The 21,113-nt window shown below is 64.9% G+C and carries 19 protein-coding genes; 13 read left to right on the forward strand and 6 right to left on the reverse strand.

The window, feature by feature from the left end:
* The first annotated feature begins 335 nt into the window (after positions 1-335).
* From dnaK to NR187_RS21680, 8 genes are all read left to right on the forward strand, one after another.
* The gene (gene dnaK / locus NR187_RS21645) at positions 336-2,237 is read left to right on the forward strand and encodes a molecular chaperone DnaK (protein ID WP_063198803.1); all 1,902 of its coding nucleotides are present in this window, start codon (positions 336-338) and stop codon (positions 2,235-2,237) included.
* Between the two features lie 251 nt (positions 2,238-2,488).
* Positions 2,489-3,619 (forward strand): molecular chaperone DnaJ, encoded by a 1,131-nt coding sequence (dnaJ, locus tag NR187_RS21650; RefSeq protein WP_256807542.1) that lies wholly within the window; start codon positions 2,489-2,491, stop codon positions 3,617-3,619.
* A 93-nt stretch (positions 3,620-3,712) separates the two neighbouring features.
* Positions 3,713-4,312: a class I SAM-dependent methyltransferase gene (locus NR187_RS21655; protein ID WP_211383809.1), complete on the forward strand. Its 600-nt coding sequence runs from the start codon at positions 3,713-3,715 to the stop codon at positions 4,310-4,312.
* A gap of 58 nt (positions 4,313-4,370) precedes the next feature.
* Complete coding sequence (locus NR187_RS21660; RefSeq protein WP_211383810.1) at positions 4,371-4,949, forward strand: NADPH-dependent FMN reductase; 579 nt, start codon at positions 4,371-4,373, stop codon at positions 4,947-4,949.
* A gap of 6 nt (positions 4,950-4,955) precedes the next feature.
* Positions 4,956-5,669: an orotidine-5'-phosphate decarboxylase gene (pyrF, locus tag NR187_RS21665; protein WP_211383811.1), complete on the forward strand. Its 714-nt coding sequence runs from the start codon at positions 4,956-4,958 to the stop codon at positions 5,667-5,669.
* A gap of 97 nt (positions 5,670-5,766) precedes the next feature.
* Positions 5,767-6,078, forward strand: a complete 312-nt coding sequence (locus NR187_RS21670) for a DUF1330 domain-containing protein (protein ID WP_256807543.1) — start codon at positions 5,767-5,769, stop codon at positions 6,076-6,078.
* A gap of 210 nt (positions 6,079-6,288) precedes the next feature.
* Positions 6,289-7,104: a 4-hydroxy-tetrahydrodipicolinate reductase gene (gene dapB, locus NR187_RS21675; protein WP_211383813.1), complete on the forward strand. Its 816-nt coding sequence runs from the start codon at positions 6,289-6,291 to the stop codon at positions 7,102-7,104.
* 19 nt (positions 7,105-7,123) lie between these two features.
* Positions 7,124-7,747, forward strand: coding sequence for a 2,3-bisphosphoglycerate-dependent phosphoglycerate mutase (locus tag NR187_RS21680; RefSeq protein WP_211383814.1), 624 nt, complete (start codon positions 7,124-7,126; stop codon positions 7,745-7,747).
* Between the two features lie 113 nt (positions 7,748-7,860).
* Here the strand turns inward: NR187_RS21680 and NR187_RS21685 are convergent, their stop codons facing one another.
* Entirely contained in the window at positions 7,861-8,757 is an 897-nt protein-coding gene (locus tag NR187_RS21685) for a bifunctional helix-turn-helix domain-containing protein/methylated-DNA--[protein]-cysteine S-methyltransferase (RefSeq protein WP_211383815.1), read from the reverse strand.
* Positions 8,758-8,811: 54 nt separating this feature from the next.
* Positions 8,812-9,330, reverse strand: a complete 519-nt coding sequence (locus NR187_RS21690; RefSeq protein WP_211383816.1) for a DUF2244 domain-containing protein — start codon at positions 9,328-9,330, stop codon at positions 8,812-8,814.
* A 22-nt stretch (positions 9,331-9,352) separates the two neighbouring features.
* Between NR187_RS21690 and nth the strand changes: the two genes are divergently transcribed.
* From nth to NR187_RS21705, 3 genes are all read left to right on the forward strand, one after another.
* A complete protein-coding gene (nth, locus tag NR187_RS21695) occupies positions 9,353-10,147 on the forward strand; it encodes an endonuclease III (RefSeq protein WP_211383817.1) in 795 nt (264 codons plus the stop codon).
* A gap of 63 nt (positions 10,148-10,210) precedes the next feature.
* Positions 10,211-11,347, forward strand: a complete 1,137-nt coding sequence (locus NR187_RS21700; protein ID WP_211383818.1) for an HlyD family secretion protein — start codon at positions 10,211-10,213, stop codon at positions 11,345-11,347.
* Positions 11,334-12,962 (forward strand): MFS transporter, encoded by a 1,629-nt coding sequence (locus NR187_RS21705; protein WP_256807547.1) that lies wholly within the window; start codon positions 11,334-11,336, stop codon positions 12,960-12,962. Before NR187_RS21700 ends, NR187_RS21705 begins: the two co-directional genes overlap by 14 nt.
* 7 nt (positions 12,963-12,969) lie before the next feature.
* Here NR187_RS21705 and NR187_RS21710 read toward each other — a convergent pair whose 3' ends face one another.
* The 4 genes from NR187_RS21710 to NR187_RS21725 all read right to left on the reverse strand — a co-directional run bounded on the left by NR187_RS21710 (position 12,970) and on the right by NR187_RS21725 (position 18,871).
* Entirely contained in the window at positions 12,970-13,710 is a 741-nt protein-coding gene (locus NR187_RS21710; RefSeq protein ID WP_211383820.1) for a sulfate transporter family protein, read from the reverse strand.
* Positions 13,711-13,793: 83 nt separating this feature from the next.
* Complete coding sequence (locus NR187_RS21715) at positions 13,794-15,821, reverse strand: S8 family serine peptidase (RefSeq protein WP_256807548.1); 2,028 nt, start codon at positions 15,819-15,821, stop codon at positions 13,794-13,796.
* Positions 15,822-16,274: 453 nt separating this feature from the next.
* Complete coding sequence (locus tag NR187_RS21720; RefSeq protein WP_256807550.1) at positions 16,275-17,708, reverse strand: MFS transporter; 1,434 nt, start codon at positions 17,706-17,708, stop codon at positions 16,275-16,277.
* 230 nt (positions 17,709-17,938) lie between these two features.
* The gene (locus tag NR187_RS21725; protein WP_211383823.1) at positions 17,939-18,871 is read right to left on the reverse strand and encodes a LysR family transcriptional regulator; all 933 of its coding nucleotides are present in this window, start codon (positions 18,869-18,871) and stop codon (positions 17,939-17,941) included.
* Positions 18,872-18,976: 105 nt separating this feature from the next.
* Between NR187_RS21725 and NR187_RS21730 the strand changes: the two genes are divergently transcribed.
* Both NR187_RS21730 and NR187_RS21735 read left to right on the forward strand, forming a co-directional pair.
* Positions 18,977-20,149 (forward strand): CaiB/BaiF CoA-transferase family protein, encoded by a 1,173-nt coding sequence (locus NR187_RS21730; protein ID WP_256807552.1) that lies wholly within the window; start codon positions 18,977-18,979, stop codon positions 20,147-20,149.
* The gene (locus NR187_RS21735; protein ID WP_256807554.1) at positions 20,146-21,093 is read left to right on the forward strand and encodes a hydroxymethylglutaryl-CoA lyase; all 948 of its coding nucleotides are present in this window, start codon (positions 20,146-20,148) and stop codon (positions 21,091-21,093) included. Before NR187_RS21730 ends, NR187_RS21735 begins: the two co-directional genes overlap by 4 nt.
* The last annotated feature ends 20 nt before the right edge of the window (positions 21,094-21,113 follow it).

Consider the following 21,113-nt stretch of genomic DNA (forward strand, 5'->3'; position numbering starts at 1 on the left):
CGCGAAGCAGGCTCGCGGCTTCGGTCCGGCCGGCCGCCTTTTAGCGGCTTTGGCCTTGCCGCAACAGGGGTGGGGGGTGATCGCGGTGGCGGGGCTTGCCCAGGCCCGGACCTGTTAATAATTCCTCACCCGCAAGGGCGGTGAAGCCCGGATATGATCTGCCAAAACCCAATGTTTTCACGGCGGAAACGTAGCTTCGGTCCTTGCGGGCCCCTCCCCCCCTCCTATATGAGCGTCAACCATCGCAATATCGCGAATGTTTGATCTTAGGGGGTTTCGGTTCGGGTGCCTTCTGGGCCCAGCCAACCTGCCGCAAAAAGAAGGATATCAGGACCATGGGAAAGGTCATCGGGATCGACCTCGGCACCACGAATTCGTGCGTTGCCGTAATGGATGGCAAAAACGCCAAAGTCATCGAGAATTCCGAAGGCATGCGCACGACGCCTTCGATCGTCGCCGTCACGGACGACGGTGAGCGCCTCGTCGGCCAACCGGCCAAGCGCCAGGCCGTCACCAATCCTGAGCGCACCTTCTTCGCAGTGAAGCGCCTCATCGGCCGCCGCTACGACGACCCGATGGTCGAGAAGGACAAGAAGCTCGTTCCGTACAAGATCGTGAAGGCTTCCAACGGCGACGCCTGGGTCGAAGCCGATGGCCAGACCTACTCGCCCTCGCAGGTTTCGGCCTTCATCCTGCAGAAGATGAAGGAAACCGCGGAAGCCCATCTCGGCCAGAAGGTCGACCAGGCTGTCATCACCGTTCCCGCCTACTTCAACGACGCCCAGCGCCAGGCGACCAAGGACGCCGGAAAGATCGCGGGCCTTGAAGTGCTGCGCATCATCAACGAGCCGACCGCGGCCGCGCTCGCCTATGGTCTCGACAAGACCAAGACCGGCACGATCGCCGTGTACGATCTCGGCGGCGGCACGTTCGATATCTCCATCCTCGAAATCGGCGACGGCGTGTTCGAGGTGAAGTCGACCAACGGCGACACCTTCCTCGGCGGCGAAGACTTCGACATGCGCCTCGTGGGCTATCTGGCCGACGAGTTCCAGAAGGAGCAGGGCATCAACCTGCGCAACGACAAGCTCGCGTTGCAGCGCCTGAAGGAAGCCGCTGAAAAGGCCAAGATCGAGCTGTCGTCGACGACGCAGACCGAGATCAACCTGCCCTTCATCACCGCGGACCAGACCGGCCCGAAGCATCTGACGATGAAGCTCACCCGCGCCAAGTTCGAGGCGCTGGTCGACGACCTCGTCCAGAAGACCGTCGAGCCCTGCCGCAAGGCGCTGAAGGACGCCGGCGTCACCGCCGGTGAGATCGGCGAAGTGGTTCTGGTCGGCGGCATGTCGCGCATGCCGAAGGTCCAGGAAGTCGTGAAGCAGCTGTTCGGCAAGGAGCCGCACAAGGGCGTCAACCCGGACGAAGTCGTGGCGATCGGTGCCGCGATCCAGGCCGGCGTGCTCCAGGGCGACGTCAAGGACGTGCTGCTGCTCGACGTGACCCCGCTGTCGCTGGGCATCGAGACGCTGGGCGGCGTGTTCACCCGCATCATCGACCGCAACACCACGATCCCGACCAAGAAGAGCCAGGTGTTCTCGACCGCCGAGGACAGCCAGAACGCGGTCACCATCCGCGTCTTCCAGGGCGAGCGTGAAATGGCCGCCGACAACAAGATGCTCGGTCAGTTCGACCTGATGGGCATTCCGCCGGCTCCGCGCGGCATGCCGCAGATCGAGGTGACCTTCGACATCGACGCCAACGGCATCGTCAACGTTTCGGCCAAGGACAAGGCTACCGGCAAGGAGCAGCAGATCCGCATCCAGGCCTCCGGCGGCCTGTCGGAAGCCGACATCGAGAAGATGGTCAAGGACGCCGAGGCGAATGCCGAGGCGGACAAGAAGCGCCGCGAGGCCGTGACCGCCAAGAACGAGGCGGATGGTCTGGTGCATTCGACCGAGAAGGCGCTTGCCGAGCACGGTTCGAAGGTCGCCGAGACCGAACGCCGCGCCATCGAGGATGCCGTCAGCGACCTCAAGGAAGCGCTGAAGGGCGACGATGCCGAGGCGATCAAGGCCAAGACCCAAACGCTGGCCCAGGCGTCGATGAAGCTCGGCGAGGCCATGTACAAGCAGCAGGCCGAGGCCGACGCCAAGAAGGACGCGGCCAAGGACGACGTCGTCGACGCGGAATTCACCGAAGTCGACGACGACAAGAACAACAAGAAGTCCGCCTGATCCCCAAGAGGGTGATGATGCGGACGGCTTGGACCCCACACGCGCTAACGGCCTCCTCCCTCGCGGGGGAGGCCGCCGTGTCGGGCTCGACAGGCCAGGGCTCTGGCCTCGTTACGATCGATCAATTCCCAGTTGTTATTCTGAACGCTGCCTTGCAGTCCTCTGCCGCGAGGCGGAATGGCGCTTATATCGTCGCATGGCGACGTTGTTTCGCTCCGACTTGAATCGCGATTGGATAGACCGAGTTCATCATGTCCACGTCCACCAAGCGCTGCTATTACGAGACTCTCGAAGTCGAACGCGATGCTGACGATTCCGTCCTGAAATCGTCGTTCCGCAAGCTGGCGATGAAGTTCCACCCCGACCGCAATCCCGGGGACGACACCAGCGAAGTCAAGTTCAAGGAAATCAACGAGGCCTACGAGGTCCTGAAAGACAAGGAAAAGCGCGCCGCCTATGACCGCTTCGGTCATGCCGCCTTCGAGCAGGGTGGCGGTGGCGGCGCCGGTTTCGGCGCGGGCTTCGCCTCCTCCTTCTCCGACATTTTCGAAGACCTGTTCGGCATGGCTGGACAACGTGGCCGCGGCGGCCGCGAGCGCGGCGCCGACCTGCGCTACAATATGGAAATCACCCTCGAGGAAGCCTTCGGCGGCAAGACCGCGCAGATCGAGATTCCGGTCTCGGTCACCTGCGAGGCCTGCTCGGGCATCGGCGCCAAGGCCGGCACCAAGCCGAAGACCTGCTCGACCTGCGGCGGCGCCGGCCGGGTGCGGCAGTCGCAGGGCTTCTTCACGCTGGAGCGGACCTGTCCGGGCTGCCAGGGCCGCGGCCAGATGATCGAGGACGCCTGCCCGTCCTGCTCGGGCCAGGGGCGTGTCACCCGCGAGCGGACGCTGTCGGTCAATATTCCTCCGGGCGTCGAGGACGGCACCAGGATCAGGCTCGCCGGCGAGGGCGAGGCCGGGGTCCGCGGCGGCCCGCCCGGCGACCTCTACATCTTCCTGTCGCTGGCCCAGCACCAGTTCTTCCAGCGCGACGGCGCCGATCTGCATTGCCGCGTGCCGATCTCGATGGTGACGGCCGCCCTTGGCGGCGAATTCGAGGTGCCGACGATCGAGAAGGGCAAGACCAAGGTGAAGGTCCCGGCCGGGACCCAGTCCAGCCGTCGATTCCGCATCGCGTCAAAAGGCATGCCGGTGCTGCGCTCGCGCCAGATGGGCGACATGTACGTCCAGGTCGTGGTCGAGACCCCGCAAAATCTCACCAAGAAGCAGCAGGAATTGCTGGCCGAGTTCGAAAAGCTCTCCTCCGGCAACACCCAGCCGGAATCCGAGGGCTTCTTCACCAAGGTCAAGGATTTCTTCGGTAATCGGGCGAATTGAGCCGTCTTGACCGTACCGCCTTCGGCCTATACCTGTTTATGACCATTTTCTGACACGCCGCGGTCACGCGGTCTCGTCCCGTCCGGTCCAGACATGCCATTGCCGTCGTCCGCGCGTGCGTTGAAGAAGCCTCGTCTTGACGACGAGGTGCGTTTTCTCCGGTCATGGATCGAAAAGCCCCTGCACATGGGGGCGGTGATGCCGTCGGGCAAGCTGCTGGCCCGGACCATGGCCCATTACGTCGATGTCAATTCGGACGCTCCGGTGGTCGAGCTCGGGCCCGGCACCGGCGCCATCACCTCGGCCCTGATCGAGCGCGGCGTCGATCAGAAGCGTCTCGTCCTGGTCGAATACAATCCCGGCTTCTGTGCGCTGCTGCGCGACCGCTATCCGCAGGCCAAGGTGGTGCAGGGCGATGCCTATCGCCTGCGCGACACGCTCTGGAACGTGCTGAGCGCGCCGGCTTCCGCGGTCGTCTCCGGCCTGCCGCTCGTCACAAAACCGATGCTGACGCGGCTGCGGCTCATCCGTGACGCCTTCACCGCGCTGGCGCCCGGCGCGCCTTTCGTCCAGTTCACCTATGCGGTGGTGCCGCCGATCCCGAAATCGCTGCCCGGCGTGTCCACAGAGGCCTCCGAACGGATCTGGATGAACCTTCCGCCGGCCCGCGTCTGGGTGTATCGCAAGCACTAATTCCGCCGGCATCCTTAGTTTGCGCGGCGGGCTCGTTTCGCCGAACGCATGGAAGTGGATGTCCGCACCCAAAATCCTGGTCATTCCCGGCTCGCTGCGCACCGGCTCGCACAATGCGAAGCTGGCGGCGGTCGCTGCCCATGAATTCGCGAAGGCCGGTGTCGACATCACCCGCATCTCGCTCGCCGATTTTCCGCTGCCGATCTACGACGGCGATCTCCAGGCCAAATCCGGCGTGCCCAAGCACGCCATCAATCTCAAGCGCATGATCGGCGCGCACCATGGCGTGCTGATCGTCTCGCCCGAATACAATGCTTCGGTGCCTCCGCTGCTGAAGAACGCAATCGACTGGGTCAGCCGGGTGCATGAGCTGCACGAGGCGCGCGGCGACGTCTTCCGCAACCGTGTCTTCGCGCTCGCCGGTGCCTCGCAGAGCCGGCTCGGTGCTGCTCGCGCGCTGCAGGCGTTGCGGCTGATCCTGACCTCCTGCCACGCCAATGTGATTGCCAGCCAGCTCACGCTCGCCTTTGCCGATCAGGCCTATGACGATATGGACAGGCTGAAGAACGAGGGCGATATCGCCGCGTTGAAGGAGCTGGTGCGGCAGTTGATCGACATTTCCCAACGCATGATGTGAGGTGACATGACGCAAGCCGAGATCGCCCCGAAAGACCGCCTGATCGTTGCGCTCGATCTGCCGAGCGTTGATGCCGCGGAGGCGATGATCGCGAAGCTCGGCGACAGCGTCACGTTCTACAAGATTGGCTATCAGCTGGCTTATGCCGGCGGCTTGCCGCTGATCGGCAAGCTCGCCGACAAGGGCAAGAAGGTGTTCGCCGATCTGAAGATGCACGACATCGGCAATACGGTGACGCGTGGTGTCGAGAGCGTGGCGAAGCTGGGCGCAACTTTCGTCACGGTGCATGCCTATCCGCAGACCATGAAGGGCGCCGTCGAAGGCCGCGGCAGTGCCAGCCTGAAGATTCTCGCCGTCACGGTGCTGACCTCCTACAACGACGACGATCTGCATGCAGCCGGCTATCGGCTCAGCGTCTCCGAGCTGGTCGAGGCGCGCGCGCAGCAGGCGCAGGTGCTCGGCATCGATGGATTGGTGTCGTCGCCCGAGGAGGTGGGAGCCTTGCGCAAGATCGTCGGCCACCAGATGAGCCTCGTCACCCCCGGCATCCGCCCGGCGGGTTCGGCAACCGGTGACCAGAAACGCATCATGACGCCGGGGCGCGCGATCACTGCGGGCGCCGATTACCTCGTCGTCGGGCGTCCGGTGGTGGAAGCCGCCGATCCCAAGGCAATAGCCGAGGCCATCCAGGCCGAGATCGCGCAGGCGCTCGGAGCATGATCCGGACCCGAAGGGCCGCGTTAGCGCAAAGTGTGCAGCGATTTTCCGATCAGATCATGCTCAAATAGAGATCAACAACAACACAGGGAGAAGAACAATGGCAAAGGGCTACTGGATCGGACGCGTCGATGTGAGCAGCGACGAGGGCTACAAGCCCTATGCCGTCGCCAACGGTCCGATCTTCAAGAAATGGGGTGGCCGCTTCGTGGTCCGCGCCGGCAAGTTCACCACCGTCGAAGGCGCCAGCCGCACCCGCAACGTCGTGATCGAATTCCCGGACTACGACACCGCGATCGCCTGCTACAACTCGCCGGAGTACCAGGCCAACATCAAGGTACGCCAGCCGCACTCCATCGCCGACCTCATCATCATCGATGGCTATGACGGCCCGCAGCCGTCAGACGGCTGAGGCGCGATCTCAGGCCTGCATGGTTCGAGACGCCCGCTTGCGCGGGCTCCTCTCCATGAGGGTCTGATATCCCGCCGCGAAACGCGACCTCATCCTGAGGCCCGCCGCAGGCGGGCGTCTCGAAGGATGGCCGCAGGCGACCCTGCCCGATCCCCCTCGGTTGCCGGAACTGCGTCCTCCCGCTAAAACCGCCCCGAAGAGGATCACACCATGTCGGACATGCGCCTGATTGTTGCTGGAGCCGGCGGCCGGATGGGCCGGGCGCTGACGCGGGCGATCGCCGAGAGCAAAGGCGCGGTGCTGGCGGGCGCGCTGGAGGCGCCGGGCTCGGAGCTGCTCGGCAAGGATGCCGGTGTGCTCGCAGGCCTGCCGGCCAACGGGATCAAGCTCTCGGCCGACCTCTGGGCGATGTCGAAGGAGGCTGACGGCATCCTCGATTTCACCGTGCCGGCTGCGACCCTCGCCAATGTCGCGATCGCGGCCGAGCGCGGCCTCGTCCACGTCATCGGCACGACGGGCTTGTCGGGTTCCGACAATGCCGTGATCAAGAGCGTCACCAACCGCGCCGTCGTGGTGCAGTCCGGCAATATGAGCCTGGGCGTCAATCTGCTCGCCGCCGTGGTCAAGCGCGTCGCCAAGGCGCTCGACCAGAGCTTCGACATCGAGATCGTCGAAACCCATCATCGCATGAAGATCGACGCGCCCTCGGGCACCGCGCTGATGCTGGGCCAAGCGGCTGCTGCCGGCCGCGGCGTTGCGCTCGACGAGCATGCGGCGCGCGGCCGCGACGGCATCACCGGCGCGCGCCGGCCCGGCGATATCGGCTTCGCCTCGTTGCGCGGCGGCACCGTGGCGGGCGATCACAGCGTGAGCTTCCTCGGCCCGTTCGAGCGGCTGACGCTGTCGCACCAAGCCGAGGACCGCATGCTGTTCGCTCATGGCGCATTGAAGGCGGCGCTGTGGGCGCATGGCAAGCCGGCGGGGCACTACTCCATGGCCGACGTGCTCGGCCTATCCGACATCTGAACAAAACGGAAAGCAGTTGATGAGTGAACGTCTTCTCGTGCTCGTGCGCCACGGCCAGAGCGAATGGAATCTGAAGAACCTGTTCACGGGCTGGAAGGATCCCGATCTCACCGAGCTCGGCGTGGCCGAGGCAAAGGAAGCCGGCCGCAAGCTGAAGGCGCAGGGCCTCGTGTTCGACGTCGCCTACACCTCGGTGCTGACGCGCGCGCAGCACACGCTCGATCTCATCCTCGGCGAGCTCGATCAGAAAGGCCTGCCGACGAGCAAGGACCTCGCGCTGAACGAGCGCGACTACGGCGATCTCTCCGGCCTCAACAAGGACGACGCCCGCAAGAAATGGGGCGAGGACCAGGTGCTGATCTGGCGCCGCTCCTACGACGTGCCGCCGCCCGGCGGCGAAAGCCTGAAGGACACCCTCGCGCGGGCATTGCCTTACTATGTGCAGGAGATCCTGCCCGGCGTGCTCAACGGCAAGCGCACGCTGGTTGCCGCCCACGGCAACTCGCTGCGCGCATTGATCATGGTCTTGGAGAAGCTGTCGCCCGAAGGCATCCTGAAGCGCGAGCTCGCCACCGGTGTACCGATCATCTATCGGTTGAATGCGGATTCGACGGTGGCGTCGAAGCTGGATCTGGCTGGGTAGCGCCGACACCGTAGGGTGGGCAAAAGCGTAGCGTGCCCACCATGCATCAACGATCGCAAAAGAATGGTGGGCACGGCGCGCGAAGTGCGCCGCCTTTGCCCACCCTACGAAATCTACTGCATCCCCAGCTGCCCGGCTTCCCAGCCCAGCATCGCCTGCTTGCGGGTGATGCCCCAGTGATAGCCGGTGAGCGTGCCGCTCTTGCCGAGCGCGCGGTGGCAGGGCACGACGAACGAGACCGGGTTCTTGCCGACCGCGGCGCCGACGGCGCGCGAGGCCTTCGGGCTGTTGATGTTGCAGGCGATGTCCGAATAGGACACCGCGCGGCCCATCGGGATCTTCAGCAGCGTCTCCCACACCCGCACCTCGAAATCGGTGCCGATCATCACCACACGCAGCGGCTGGTCCGGCCGCCACAGCTTGGTGTCGAAGATGCGCTGTGCCAGCGGCGCGGTGCCTTCGTGATCCTCGACGTAAGTCGCGTTCCGCCATCGCCGCGTCATGTCGGCGAGCGCGATCTTCTCTTCGCCGGGGTCGGCGAAGGCAAGCCCGGACAGTCCGCGGTCCGTTGCGATCACGATCGCCGTGCCGAACGGCGAGGGGTGGAAGCCGTAGCGCAAGATGAGACCCGCGCCGCCGTTCTTCCATTCGCCCGGCGACATCGCTTCGTGCGTGACGAACAGATCGTGCAGGCGGCCCGGGCCCGAGAGGCCCGAGTCGAGCGCCGCATCGAGGATGCTCGCTGAATCCCGCAGCAGGCCTTTGGCATGATCGAGGGTCAGGGCCTGCATGAAGGCCTTTGGCGTGATCGAGGCCCAGCGCCGGAACAGATGGTGCAGCTCGTCCGGCGTGACGCCGGCCGCATCCGCCATCGCCTCGATGGTCGGCTGTGCGCGCCAGTTTTCGGAGATGAAGGCGATCGCCCGGCGCACGGAATCATAGTCGCGCAGCGCGGCGTTCTGGGAGCCTGGCCTGGCCAGGCGCTGGTCATGTATCGCGAGTGTCATCATGACCGCAAATGTAGGAGAGGGGAGGCTTCGAAACCACCCGATTTCCGACAGCGCTCAGGTCACCGGATTGTAGGTCGGGCCGCGCTTGGCGGCGTTCAAGGCCTCGATCAAGCCTTTGTAGAAGCTTGCCTTTTCGTCCGGTCCGAGAAAGCGGGCGATCTGGATCTGGCGGCCCCGCGAAATCAGATAGAGATGCTCGATGCCAAAATCCTCGTCGACTTCCGTGTCGAGCCGGACCCAGAGCGGATTGAAGGTCCATTCGGCGACCTGGCCGCGATGGCTGACGCGCCGCACGCGCAATTCGGATGTCGTGACCACGATCTCCTCGCGGGCGCGCGCGCTACGGAAATTGGCCTTGAAGGCCCACCAGATCACCAGCACGTCGAGGCCGAAGAAGCCGAACACCGGCCATGCCCCCATCATCAGGAAGACGAGGCCGGTGACGAAGCTGACGGCGCTCAGGAACAGCATCACGGCGAGGAAGCCGGTACGGTTCAGCGAGCGGTGCGGGGTCAGCAGCGCGGAGAAGATCTGCACTTCGCTGTCGCGCTCAATTTCGTTGCCTGTGCTCATCGTCCCTCAGTATATCCCGATCATGGCGAAAATCACCCGCAAGCCGGCCCCGCGCAAAAAGCCCGTGCCGAAGAAAAAGGCAACGGCAACGGTCGCGAAGCCCAAGCTTCCCGCTAAAAAATCGGCGCCGGCCAAAAAATCCCTGAAAGCGACAAGGCCCAATTCTATCAAATCTATCAAACCTTGGACGCCGGCCGAGATCCACGAGGTCTTCAGCCGTTTTCGCAAAGCCAACCCGGAACCGAAAGGCGAGCTCGAGCACGTCAACCCGTTCACGCTGCTGGTCGCCGTGGTGCTGTCGGCACAGGCCACCGACGCCGGCGTCAACAAGGCGACGCGCGCCTTGTTCGAGGTCGCCGATACGCCGCAGAAGATGCTCGACCTCGGCGAGGAGTCCTTACGCGACTACATCAAGACCATCGGCCTCTACCGCACCAAGGCGAAAAACGTGATCGGGCTCTCGGCAAAACTGCTCAGCGAGTTCGGCGGCGAAGTGCCGCGCACGCGGGCCGAGATCGAATCGCTGCCTGGTGCCGGGCGCAAGACCGCCAACGTCGTGCTCAACATGGCCTTTGGCGAGCACACCATGGCGGTCGACACGCATGTCTTCCGTCTCGGCAACCGGACCGGCCTTGCGCCCGGCAAGACGCCGCTGGAGGTCGAGCTCGGTCTCGAAAAGGTGATCCCCGCAGAGTTCATGCTCCACGCCCATCATTGGCTGATCTTGCATGGCCGCTATACTTGCCTCGCGCGCAAGCCGCGCTGCGAGGTATGCCTGATCAACGATCTCTGCCGCTGGCCGGAGAAGACGGTCTGAGGTAACGGCAAGACTTGCGTTCGGGCAAGGTCGCTTGGGGGCAAAGTCGTTTTGAGGGATGTCGTGAGTCAGCAGGAACAAGTCTCGTCGCCATCACCGGTCGCCGCGCCGGCCCCGCCGCCGAAGCCCACGCAGCCGCCGGCGAGCTCGCTGTGGAGCCGGCTCGCGATCCCGCTGTTCGCGGTGATCGTCGCGCTCGGCTTCGTCGCGCTGGCAACGCAGCGCTTCGACGAATGGGTCGGCAACGCGGTGATCCAGACCACCAATGACGCCTATGTGCGCGCCGAGCTGACACAGCTTGCGAGCCGCGTCTCCGGCGAAGTACTGACCGTTGGGGTCACCGACTTCCAGCGCGTCAAGGCCGGCGATCTGCTGGTTCAGATCGATCCTGCGGACTATCAGGCGCAAGTCGCGCAGTCCGAAGCTGCGGTCGCCGCCGCTCAGGCCGCGCTCGACAATCTGGCCAATCAGGTCGAGCTGCAATATGCGACGATCGCGCAGGCGCAAGCCGCGCGGCTCTCGGCCGAAGCCCTGGAGGTCGAGGCGAAACAGGAGCAGGAGCGCCAGCAATCGCTGTCGCAGAGTGAATCCGGCACGCGGCAGCGGTTCGAGCAGGCGGTCGCGGGCTATGCCAAGGCGCAGGCCGACGTGCGCGCGAGCCGCGCCGTGATCGCCGCCCAGCAGCATCAGCTCGAAGTCCTGCAGGGCACCAGGAAGCAGCGCGCCGCGGATGTCGAGGCGGCCAAGGCGGCGCTTGCGGGCGCAAAACTCAAGCTTGGCTATACGAAGATTGCGGCGCCGTTCGATGGCGTCGTCGGCGAGCGTCAGGTGCAGCCCGGCGACTACGTCAACATCGGCACCAACCTCATCAACGTCGTGCCGCTGCCCAAGGTCTACGTGATCGCAAACTACAAGGAGACCCAGCTCACGCACGTGGCGCCGGGCCAGCCGGTCGAGATCACCGTCGACAGTTTCCCGCGTGAGACGCTGCGCGGCAGGGTCGAGCGCATCGCACCGGCGACGGGCTCGCAAGTCGCCTTGTTGCCGCCGGACAATGCGACCGGCAATTTCACCAAGGTGGTGCAGCGCATTCCCGTCCGCATCCAGCTCGACGACAACCAGCCGATCACGGCGCGGCTGGTGCCGGGCATGTCGGTCGTCACCAGCATCGACACGAAGGCCGCGAATGGCGGAAAGTGACGATGCCGGCCGCGGACCCCTCTCGCGCGGTGGCGTCGCGCCACAGCCCCTGTTCGCCGTCGCGGCCGTGCTGCTCGGCTCGTTCCTCGCCAATTTCGACAGCCGGCTGACCACGGTCGGGTTGCCCGACCTGCGCGGCGCTTTCTCGCTCTCGTTCGACGAGGGCGCCTGGCTCTCCACGGCCGGCATCGGCTCGCAGATCTTCATCGCGCCCGCGGTGGCCTGGCTTGCCACCGTATTCGGCCTGCGCCGCGTGCTCGGCATCCCCAGCCTCGTCTATGCCGGCGTGTCGCTGATCATCCCGTTCGTGCACGATTATCCGACGCTGCTCGCTTTCAGCGTCGTGCATGGCCTGCTGCTCGGCACCTTCGTGCCGGCGACGCTGATGATCGTGTTTCGCAATCTGCCGATCCGCTGGTGGCTGCCGGCGATCTCGATCTATTCGATCCGCGTCGGCTTCGCGCTGGACACGTCGAGCTCGCTGGTCGGCTTCTATGTCGACCATCTCGGCTGGCAATGGCTGTACTGGCAAAGCGTCGTGATCGCGCCGCTGATGGGCCTGATGGTCTATCTCGGCACGCCCAACGAGCCGGTCAATCGCACGCTGCTTGGCGAGGCCGATTGGGGCGGCATGCTGCTGCTCGGCGCCTCGGTCTCGATGATCTATGCCGGGCTCGACCAGGGCAATCGGCTGGACTGGCTGGGATCGGGAACGGTGATGGCGTTGCTGGCCGCCGGTGCGGTGCTGTTCGCAGGCTTCCTCGTCAACGAGTCCCTGGCCAGGCAGCCATGGGCGCACGTCAACGTGCTGTTCTCGCGCAATATCGGCCTGGGGCTGGTGCTGATCCTGCTCTACACGCTGACCAGCCTGTCCAACGCCTCGCTGGTGCCGAATTTCCTCGGCGCCATCGCCTTGCTCAGGCCGGAGCAGAGCGGCCTTTTGCTTCTCACCTGTGGCGCGTTGCCGATGCTCGTGCTGGTGCCGCTCTCGATCTGGCTGCTGCGGCATTTCGATACGCGGACGGTGGTGGTCGTGGGATTTGCCTGCTTCGCCGCCGCCAATCTCTGGGGCACGCAGCTCAGCCACGACTGGGCGCGCGAGGATTTCGCCGGCATCGTGCTGCTGCAGGCGATCGGGCAGTCGCTGACCCTGCTGCCGCTGATCATCACGCTGCTGTCCAACTCCGATCCCAGCCGCGCGACCTCCTTTGCCGCCTATATCCAGATCATGCGGCTCGGCGGCGCCGAGATCGGCGTGGCGCTGATGGGGACGTGGCTGCGCGTCCGCGAGCAGGTCCATTCCTTCTATCTCGGCCAGAATCTCGGCGTCGGTGATGTCGATGTGGTTCGCATGCTGAAGCAGCTCGCCGACCATTTCGCGGCCCATGGTGCGGGCTCGGCGCAGGCCCGCGCGGTCGGCACGCTCGCGGGCCTGGTCCAGCGCGAGGCCAATGTGCTCGCCTATATCGACGGCTTCTGGCTGTGCTTCTGGATGGCGATGGCCGCGCTCGGCTGCATCGCGCTGCTCACCCGCGCGCCGCCCGGCCCGTTCACGCCGGCGCCGTTCGGCTTCGCCAGGATGCTGTTGCGCAAATTTGGAGTGCAGGTGACTTAAGTCAGCGTCACCGCATCTGCCGTGCCGGCTCGATCAGCTCGGGCCGTGGACCCGACAGCCGCTTGTGCATGTGGACCATGAAGGCCATGCCGAAGATCGGCGTCGCCAGATTGACGATCGGGATCGAGACGAAGGCCGCAATGATCAGGCCGGCAGCGAAGATGGTCGCGGCATTGTCGCGCCGCATCGCCTTGGCTTCCTCCGGCGAGCGGAAGCGCATCGCGGCGAGCTCGAAATATTCGCGTCCCAGCAGCCAGGCCGTGGCGAGGAAGAAGATCAGGAAACCGGCGCCGGCCAGGAACACGAAGGGCAGCGCGATCAGATAGACCAGGATGGTCAACAATGCGGTCTTGACGCCCTCGTAGATCGCCTGGCCGACCGGCAGCGCGACGCCGGGACGCTCGGCGGGATAATGCTCGCGCTCGACATGGTCGGCGACGTCGTCGACGAACAGGCTCGCCACCAGCGAGGTGATCGCCGGCATCAGGAACACTGCGCCGAACACGACGCCAAGGCCCGCCGCGATCGAGACGATCCAGGCCAGGACCTCGAGCGAGCCGTGCCAGCCGGGACCGAGCAGGCCTTCGAGCCAGACCTCGCCATAGGTCGCAAACCAGCTGAGCAGCCGCTGCAGGCCGATCGCCAGCACGATGATCAGCACCAGTGCGACGCCGATCGACCGCCACAGGATCGAGCGCATCGGCGGCGAGATCATTTGCGACAGCGCCTTGACGGCGGCATCCAGCATGGGAGTACCTCTCGGGAAAACCACCCGCGAGAGGTAGACATACCCGGAAGGTTCAGCAAGAGGCCGAGCCTTCCGGGAACGCTCTAGCTCACCCTGATGACGAGGGCATAATTCTGCGGCGCGAGGGCGATGGAATGCGCGATGACGGAGATCACGGCTTCGCCGGGCGGCAGATTATCGAAGATGACCTGCTCCACGTTGTTCCTGCGGTCGAAATCCGTCGAGCCGGCCGGCATGTTGCCGTGACGTTCCTGCTTGTTGGCGACCACGACGAGGTCGAGGTCGCTTTGCAGGCCTTCGCCGGGCGGATCGGTCCAGACCAGCGTGACCTTCAGGCGACGGCCTCCCGCAGGGATCGTCACCGTGCGGTCTTCGCGGTCGCCGGCGTCGAGCTTCTTTTTCTCGTCGAAGAACTGCAAGGTTTCCTTCGCAGCGAGCGGGCCGACCACGGCCTGGACGTCGACCCGGCCGAAGCCCTGACTGTTGTTTGCGACGGAGCCGGCCTCCGACGGATTGTATTGTCCGGCAAGACTGCGTGCTCCGTTGATGATGAGCGCCTTGAGCAGCGCCGCGCTCGGCGACTTCAGTCCGTGGCTCTTTCTCAGGAACGCCCGGACCACGGCAACACACCCGGCGACCAGGGGGGTTGCCATGCTGGTGCCGCCCTCGAACATGTAGAGCGGGTCCTTCGAGAGCTGCCATCCCTCCGATTGCGTGGTGCGGGAGCGCGCTGACAGGATGAACGATCCCGGCGCCACGACGTCGGGCTTGATGCGTTCGTCGTTGGTGGGTCCCCGGCTGCTGAACGCCACCATCCCTTCGGGATTGTTGGCCACGCGATCGGATCGAATGGGAGTGGCTGGAAAATCGTGTGGCCAGGCCGCTCCGTAGGTCATGGTCTGGTTGGGGCGATTGTTCTCGCAGGCGCCGATGGTGAGGCAGTTCTTGGCCGTACCGGGCGGTGTCACGGAGTTGGGGTCCACCTGACCGTTGCCATCCTTGTCGCTGCCTTCATTCCCCGCGGCGAAGCAGATCAGCATGTCGCGATGCGCATAGACGAACGTGTCGAGCTCGTTGGCCTGGGAGTCGTATACGCCGAAGTTTCCGACGCTGCCCCAGGAGTTGGAATGGATTCGCGCCTTGTCGGACTTGTAGGGCGGGCCGAACAGCGCATCGAGGCTGTCGGGCAGGCCGCCGAGATTGCCGCCGCTGTCGAGCACGGATTGCAGGACCAGCTTGGCGCCGGGAGCGGTGCCGCGGATCGGGCCGTCGCTCTTCGACACGCCGTCGCCCAGGGCAGAACCCGCAACATGAGTGCCGTGGCCGTCCGGATCGTCCTTGCGTCCGGGACGGCCGAGCCCATAGAGCTTCTTGACGCGCCCCTTGAAGGCCGGGTGCGTGTTCGTGGTCGATCCCTTGTCGAAACCGGTATCGGCGATCGCGATGATCTCGCCGGTGCCCTCGCCACCATTGCCCGGCGCCGCCGCGGGAACGCGAAGAATTCCCCGCGCGATGTTGTTGAACAGCTTGCGGGGAAACACCTTCTCCACACTGCGGACCTCGTCGAGCGCCGCGACGTCGGCAAGACGGCGCATCTTCAGCGTCACGCGAACCTTGGCGGTGCCCGGGACGACGTCGTCGAGATGCACATGCGCCGCTTCAGCGATCGCCTTTGCGGCGGCCTTCACGCCGATATTGCGGTGGAGCATGACGTCGACGGTCACGCTGGTGCGATCGAGCGCCGCCGGCTTTGCGGCAAGCGCGCGCGCCGCGGCGACCCCGCCGGGTTGAGTGTCCAGATTTCGCAGCGCCGGCGCGATCTTTACGATGCCCGGATAAACGTCTGCCCACGTCACGAACGGCAGCTTCCGGACCTTGTCGAGCCCGGACGCCGGAAAGTGACAGATGACGGCGCTGCCCGGGACGGCTTCCAGGATCTTGGCGCCCGCCTTGGCAAGCTGCTTTCTGCGCTCGGCATTGAGCGGCTGGTTGGTCTGCACGATGATGTAGTCAGATTCCTTCGCATTAGCATGATCCAGCGAGAGCGCTGCGCGTTCCGCATGCGGAGCCGAAGGATCGATCGTGATGCCGTTGATCGTGATCTGTGCCATGGCCGTTCTGCTCTCCCTGAATCATCATCCGTTTTTGTTGTCCGCGATGGCAAAAGCGCCGGCTCGAGGCCACGCCGCGATACGCGTCTCCGCAGCTTGACTTCGACAAGCGTCTTTCATTGGTCGGCCAAGTCGGCCGGCGGTTACAATCCTAGATCGAATTTATTGGTGTCGAATGGGTCGGGGCTATTGACCGATCGCGTGCCGGTTCGGGCCGCAGACGGTTCCGTCGTTCAATAAAGGCAATCCCGGAAAAAAGGCGCGCAGTATCTGAACCAATCCAGACTTCAGACTACACCTAGAGTTGAGGCGCGACAATCCGTCTTCCGGCCGCAGGCGGAGCACGTCGTGGCAAGCTCGGCGACGCCGATCCCGCCGCCGGCTATCGGATCTTCCTCAACGGCATCGGCACGACGACCGCGGCACCAGCTGAGTGCCATGACGTGCGGAACGTCACACCGTATCCAGCGGCCTGCCGCGCACGTTCGGGCCGAACAGCGCCATGGCGATCACCACGATCAGCATCGCCGCGGTAATCAGGCCGAACACGCCGGTGACGCCGGCCTCCTTCAGCATGTAGGCGACGATGAAGCCCGAGAACGTCGCGCTCAGCCGGCTCATCGAATAGACGAGGCCGGAGGCGCGCGCCCGGATCTGGGTCGGAAACACCTCGGTCTGGTAGGCGTGATAGGCGTAGGACATCGTCGTGTTGCAGGCCGTCAGCAGCACGCCGCAGACGATCAGCAGTACGGGCTCGGTCAGCTGCGCGAACGCCATGCCGAAGACGATGATGGCGACGCAGGCTCCGGCGATGATCCACCGGCGCTCGAATTTGTCGGCAAAGCTCGAGGCCAGCAGCGGCGCGATAGGATAGGCGAAGGCGACGATGAAGGAATATTGCAGGCTCTTGGTGATGTTGATGCCCTTCTCCACCAGCAGCGTCGGCACCCAGTTGGCGAAGCCGTAGAAGCCGAAGGCCTGGCAGAGGTTGAACACCATGAAGAGGACGACGAGCGAGAGATAAGGCGGGCGGAACAGGTCGGCGAAGCCGACGTCCGCGGCCGAGCGCGTGGCCAGCGGTGCGGGCGGCGGCGCCGGTCGCGCCGGAGCAATGTTTCCGCCGGCGGCTCCAAGCTTTGCCAGTTCGAGTCTTGCAAGGATGCGATAGGCTTCCTCGGCGCGGCCGTGCCGCGCCAGCCAGAGCGGGCTTTCGGGCAGGAACAGCCGCAGCACCCAGACGATCATGCTGGCGGCGGCACCAATCAGCACCACCCAGCGCCAGCCGTCGATGCCGTAAGGCGCGAGCGGCACCAGCCACCAGGCGAGAAAGGCGACGACGGGCACGGCGATGAACATGATCGACTGGTTCACCGCGAAAGCGCGGCCGCGCATCCGGCTCGGCACGAGCTCGGTGATGTAGGCGTCGATGGTGATGACCTCGACGCCGATGCCGATGCCGGCGAGGAAGCGCCAGAACAGCAGGCCTTCCGGGGAGGTCTGGCAGGCCATGATCACGGATGCCGCGGTATAGAAGAGCAGGGCATAGGTGAAGATCGCGCGGCGGCCGAAGCGGTCGGCCAGAAAGCCGAGGAAGAAGGTGCCGACGAACAGGCCGGCAAAGGTCGCGGCGACGAAAGCCCCGATGCCGGAGAAGCCGAAGAAGGCCTGCGTCGTCGTGGAGAGCAGGCCGCTGCGAATGAGGCCCGGCGCGATATAGCCGGTGAGGAACAGATCGTAGATCTCGAAGCAGCCGCCGAGCGAGAGCAGGACGACGAGGCGCCAGACGTAAGCGGAGCCGGGCATCGCCTCCAGGCGCTGCGAGATTTCATCCGGTGCCGCGGATGCGGTGCCGAGCTCAAAGCCAGTGCCGATGCCGACAACGCTCATGAAATCCTCCCCGGAAGAGCGCGCATCTGCGTGCGGCTCTGGTTCCCGGCGGCTTTCTTGCTGAAGCTCTGCCGGATCGCGGCCATGTTGGCGTCCGCGAGCCAGAAATCCAGACGAACATATCGATGGAAGCGTTCGAGATTTTCGAACTCGGCTATGAGAGGCAGGACAGACGCTCGGCGAACCCGGTTACCTCTCCCGCAAGCGGGAGAGGGAGCGCACCATCGTGTCTACTCCGCCAGCGTCGCCTGCCAGCCGCCGCTGCGCACCTGCCCGGCGATCAGCGCCAGCATCAGGCGACGCATCTCCTCCATGGCATAGGTCATCGGGCGGTTGCGCAGGCGGCAGAGATAGAGCGTGCGGGTCAGCTTCGGCTCGATCACCTCGCGCGCGACCAGGCGGCCCGCCGCAAGCTCCTCCCGTGCGAACAGCTTTGTCGCGATGGTGCAGCCCAGTCCTTCCACCAGCGCGCCGGTCATGCCTGTGATCGAGTTGGCGTGCAGGATGGCGCCGCCTTCCAGCCGCTTGAGCAGCACCGGATCGTCCAGCAGCGCGCGCGAGGACAGGCCGAGACCGTAGCGAAGCAGGATCAGCGGCAGCCGGTTCAGCTCCTCGAAGCGGATCGGCGCCTTGCTCTTGCCGACCAGTTTTGGAATGCCGACGAGGAACATCTCCTCTTCGAGCACGGCTTCCGTGATCAGCTCCTTCTCCGACGGCGGATTGTAGACCAGCGCGAGATCGACATTGGACACCATCAGATGCATCAGCGTCGCGCCCGACAGGCTCTCGGTGAGCGACATCTTGAGCTTGGGATATTTGGTGAGCACCGTGCGCATCAGCTCGACGCCGATCGCCTTGACGCCGGAATTTGCCATGCCGATCGAGATGTCGCCGGCAATGACGCGAGCGCCCTCGCGCACCTCGGTCTCGGCCTCCGCCATCGCACGCAGGATGATGCGCGCGTGTTCATAGAGCCGCTCGCCGGCCGCGGTCGGCTCCATGCCGCGCGACTTGCGCTCGAACAGGGGCGTTGCGAACTCGGCCTCCAGGTTCGAAATATGATGGCTCAGCGCGGACTGCGCGACATTGACCTGGTCGGCCGCACGCGACAGGTTCCGCTGCTCGTAGACGGCGATGAAATAGCGGAGCTGGCGTGAATCCATGGCAGAAAAGCGTTCTATAATCGTGAAGATAATCTTCGATAGATTATATTTTTCAGATGGCTTGTGAAGGCCTAGTCTTTGGGATGGACGAACAGGGAGACACGCATGGCCGAGACCGGACTGCCGCTTGCAGGCGTGCGCGTCGTCGAGATGACCCACATGGTCATGGGCCCGACCTGCGGCATGATCCTCGCCCAATTGGGCGCGGAGGTGATCAAGGTCGAGCCGCCGGCGGGCGACAAGACCCGCTCCCTTGGCGGCATGGGCACCGCGTTCTTTCCGCTGTTCAACCGCGGCAAGCGCAGCGTGGTGCTGGATTTCGAGCAGCCGGATGATCGCGACACCATGCACCGGCTGCTCGCGAGCGCCGATGTGTTCCTGGAGAATTTCCGCGACGGCCAGCTCGAGAAGCAGGGACTTGGCGCGGACGAATTGCGCCGCCTTCATCCGCATCTGATCATCGCCGGCCACAAGGGTTTCCTGTCCGGCCCCTACGAGCATCGCCCTGCGCTAGACGAGGTCGTGCAGATGATGTCGGGACTCGCGGCCATGACCGGCACCAAGGAAAAACCGCAGCGCGTCGGCTCGTCCGCCAATGACATCATGGGCGGCATGTTCGGCGTGATCGCGATCCTCGCGGCGCTCTACCAGAAGCGCGGAGGCAAACGTGACGGCGCCGACATCCGCATCGGCCTGTTCGAGAACTGCCTGTTCCTGGTCGCCCAGCACATGGTCGAATACGAGATGACCGGCAACAAGCCGCGCTCGATGCCGGAGCGCGAGCACGCCTGGCCGATCTACGACATCTTCGAGACCGCCGGCGGCGAGCGCATCTTCATCGGCGTCGTCACCGAAGGCCATTGGCGGAGCTTTTGCCGCGAATTTGGCCTGGCCGAGTTTCTCGATGATCCCGCCTTGCGCACCACGACCGATCGCATCCTCGCGCGCGGGCGGATCATTCCGCGCGCCGCAGAGGTGGTGAGGCAGTGGGACGTGACGAAGCTGTCCGAGAAGCTCGATGCGCTCAACATCTGCTTCTCGCCGATCAATCGGCCCGAGGATCTCTTTGCCGATCCCCATGTGCTGCGGCCGGGCGGGCTCGTCAACAATGTCACCGCCGACGGCAAACCGTTCCGGGTGCCGGCGCTGCCGATCGAGTGGAACGGCCGCAACATCGGCGAAGGCCTGAAGGTCGCGCCGCTCGGCGCCGACACCGCGGCGGTTCGCGCCGAGATCGACGATCAAGACGTCACGTCAAAAACAGGGAGGCGCGCATGAGCCGGATTCAGGAGATCTACCCCGCAGACCGAGTCAGCCTGCGCGAAGTGGGTCTGCGCGACGGGCTCCAGCTCGTGAAGAAAATTCCGTCGACAGGCGCCAAGCAGCGCTGGGTCCGCGAGGAATATGCCGCCGGCGTGCGGCATTTCGAGGTCGGCTCGTTCCTGCCGGCAAAGACCTTTCCGCAATTCGTCGATGTCCGCGACGTCGTCGCGACCGTCGCGGCATTGCCCGGCGCGCATGGCATCGCGCTCGCCCTGAACGAGCGCGGGGTGAACGAGGCGCTGCAATCCGGCGTCGGCGAGATCGCCTCGGTGGTCTCGGCCACGGAAGAGCACAGCCAGGCCAATGCGCACCGCTCCCGCGAATCCGCGATCGCCAATGTGAAACGTCTCTGCGACATGCGCGATGCGAGCTCCCACAAGCCGCTGGTGAATGCCGCGATCTCGATGGCGCTCGGCTGTTCCATCACCGGTGCGGTTGATCCTGCCGAGGTGCTTCGCCTAGTCGACAAATGCCTTGAGGCCGGCGTCGACTTCGTCGCGATCGCCGACACCGTCGGCTATGCCGGGCCGAAGCAGGTGGCCGAGCTGACGCGCGCTGCGGTTAAGCTCGCGGGACCAAAGCCGATCTGCATCCATCTCCACGACACCCGCGGCATGGGCATTGCGAATGCGGCGGCCGCGCTCGACGAAGGCGTCCGTATCCTCGACGGCTCGCTCGGCGGCCTCGGCGGCTGCCCCTTCGCGCCCGGCGCAACCGGCAACGTCGTGTTCGAGGACCTGGTGTTCCTCTGCGAGAGCAAGGGTTTTGCGACGGGCATCGATCTCGAGAAGCTGATCGCGGTGCGCAGGATCCTGCGCGAGGAAATGCCGAACGAGGCGCTGTACGGCGGCATCGCGCGGGCGGGCCTGCCGGGCGGGACCGCGGCGAAGGCGGCGTGAGGTTTTCTTCTCTTCTCCCG

The organism is Bradyrhizobium sp. Bra64 (assembly GCF_024519875.1).
Classification (GTDB): domain Bacteria; phylum Pseudomonadota; class Alphaproteobacteria; order Rhizobiales; family Xanthobacteraceae; genus Bradyrhizobium; species Bradyrhizobium japonicum_G.

Bases quoted from the DNA above. Each gene is read 5' to 3' on its own strand.
- NR187_RS21715 (WP_256807548.1), bottom strand. From the start codon at position 15,821: ATGGCACAGATCACGATCAACGGCATCACGATCGATCCTTCGGCTCCG.
- NR187_RS21680 (WP_211383814.1), top strand. From the start codon at position 7,124: ATGAGTGAACGTCTTCTCGTGCTCGTGCGCCACGGCCAGAGCGAATGG.
- nth (WP_211383817.1), top strand. From the start codon at position 9,353: ATGGCGAAAATCACCCGCAAGCCGGCCCCGCGCAAAAAGCCCGTGCCG.
- NR187_RS21685 (WP_211383815.1), bottom strand. From the start codon at position 8,757: ATGATGACACTCGCGATACATGACCAGCGCCTGGCCAGGCCAGGCTCC.
- pyrF (WP_211383811.1), top strand. From the start codon at position 4,956: ATGACGCAAGCCGAGATCGCCCCGAAAGACCGCCTGATCGTTGCGCTC.
- NR187_RS21720 (WP_256807550.1), bottom strand. From the start codon at position 17,708: ATGAGCGTTGTCGGCATCGGCACTGGCTTTGAGCTCGGCACCGCATCC.
- NR187_RS21655 (WP_211383809.1), top strand. From the start codon at position 3,713: ATGCCATTGCCGTCGTCCGCGCGTGCGTTGAAGAAGCCTCGTCTTGAC.
- NR187_RS21710 (WP_211383820.1), bottom strand. From the start codon at position 13,710: ATGCTGGATGCCGCCGTCAAGGCGCTGTCGCAAATGATCTCGCCGCCG.
- NR187_RS21725 (WP_211383823.1), bottom strand. From the start codon at position 18,871: ATGGATTCACGCCAGCTCCGCTATTTCATCGCCGTCTACGAGCAGCGG.
- dnaK (WP_063198803.1), top strand. From the start codon at position 336: ATGGGAAAGGTCATCGGGATCGACCTCGGCACCACGAATTCGTGCGTT.
- dnaJ (WP_256807542.1), top strand. From the start codon at position 2,489: ATGTCCACGTCCACCAAGCGCTGCTATTACGAGACTCTCGAAGTCGAA.
- NR187_RS21730 (WP_256807552.1), top strand. From the start codon at position 18,977: ATGGCCGAGACCGGACTGCCGCTTGCAGGCGTGCGCGTCGTCGAGATG.
- NR187_RS21705 (WP_256807547.1), top strand. From the start codon at position 11,334: ATGGCGGAAAGTGACGATGCCGGCCGCGGACCCCTCTCGCGCGGTGGC.
- NR187_RS21690 (WP_211383816.1), bottom strand. From the start codon at position 9,330: ATGAGCACAGGCAACGAAATTGAGCGCGACAGCGAAGTGCAGATCTTC.
- NR187_RS21735 (WP_256807554.1), top strand. From the start codon at position 20,146: ATGAGCCGGATTCAGGAGATCTACCCCGCAGACCGAGTCAGCCTGCGC.
- dapB (WP_211383813.1), top strand. From the start codon at position 6,289: ATGTCGGACATGCGCCTGATTGTTGCTGGAGCCGGCGGCCGGATGGGC.
- NR187_RS21670 (WP_256807543.1), top strand. From the start codon at position 5,767: ATGGCAAAGGGCTACTGGATCGGACGCGTCGATGTGAGCAGCGACGAG.
- NR187_RS21660 (WP_211383810.1), top strand. From the start codon at position 4,371: ATGTCCGCACCCAAAATCCTGGTCATTCCCGGCTCGCTGCGCACCGGC.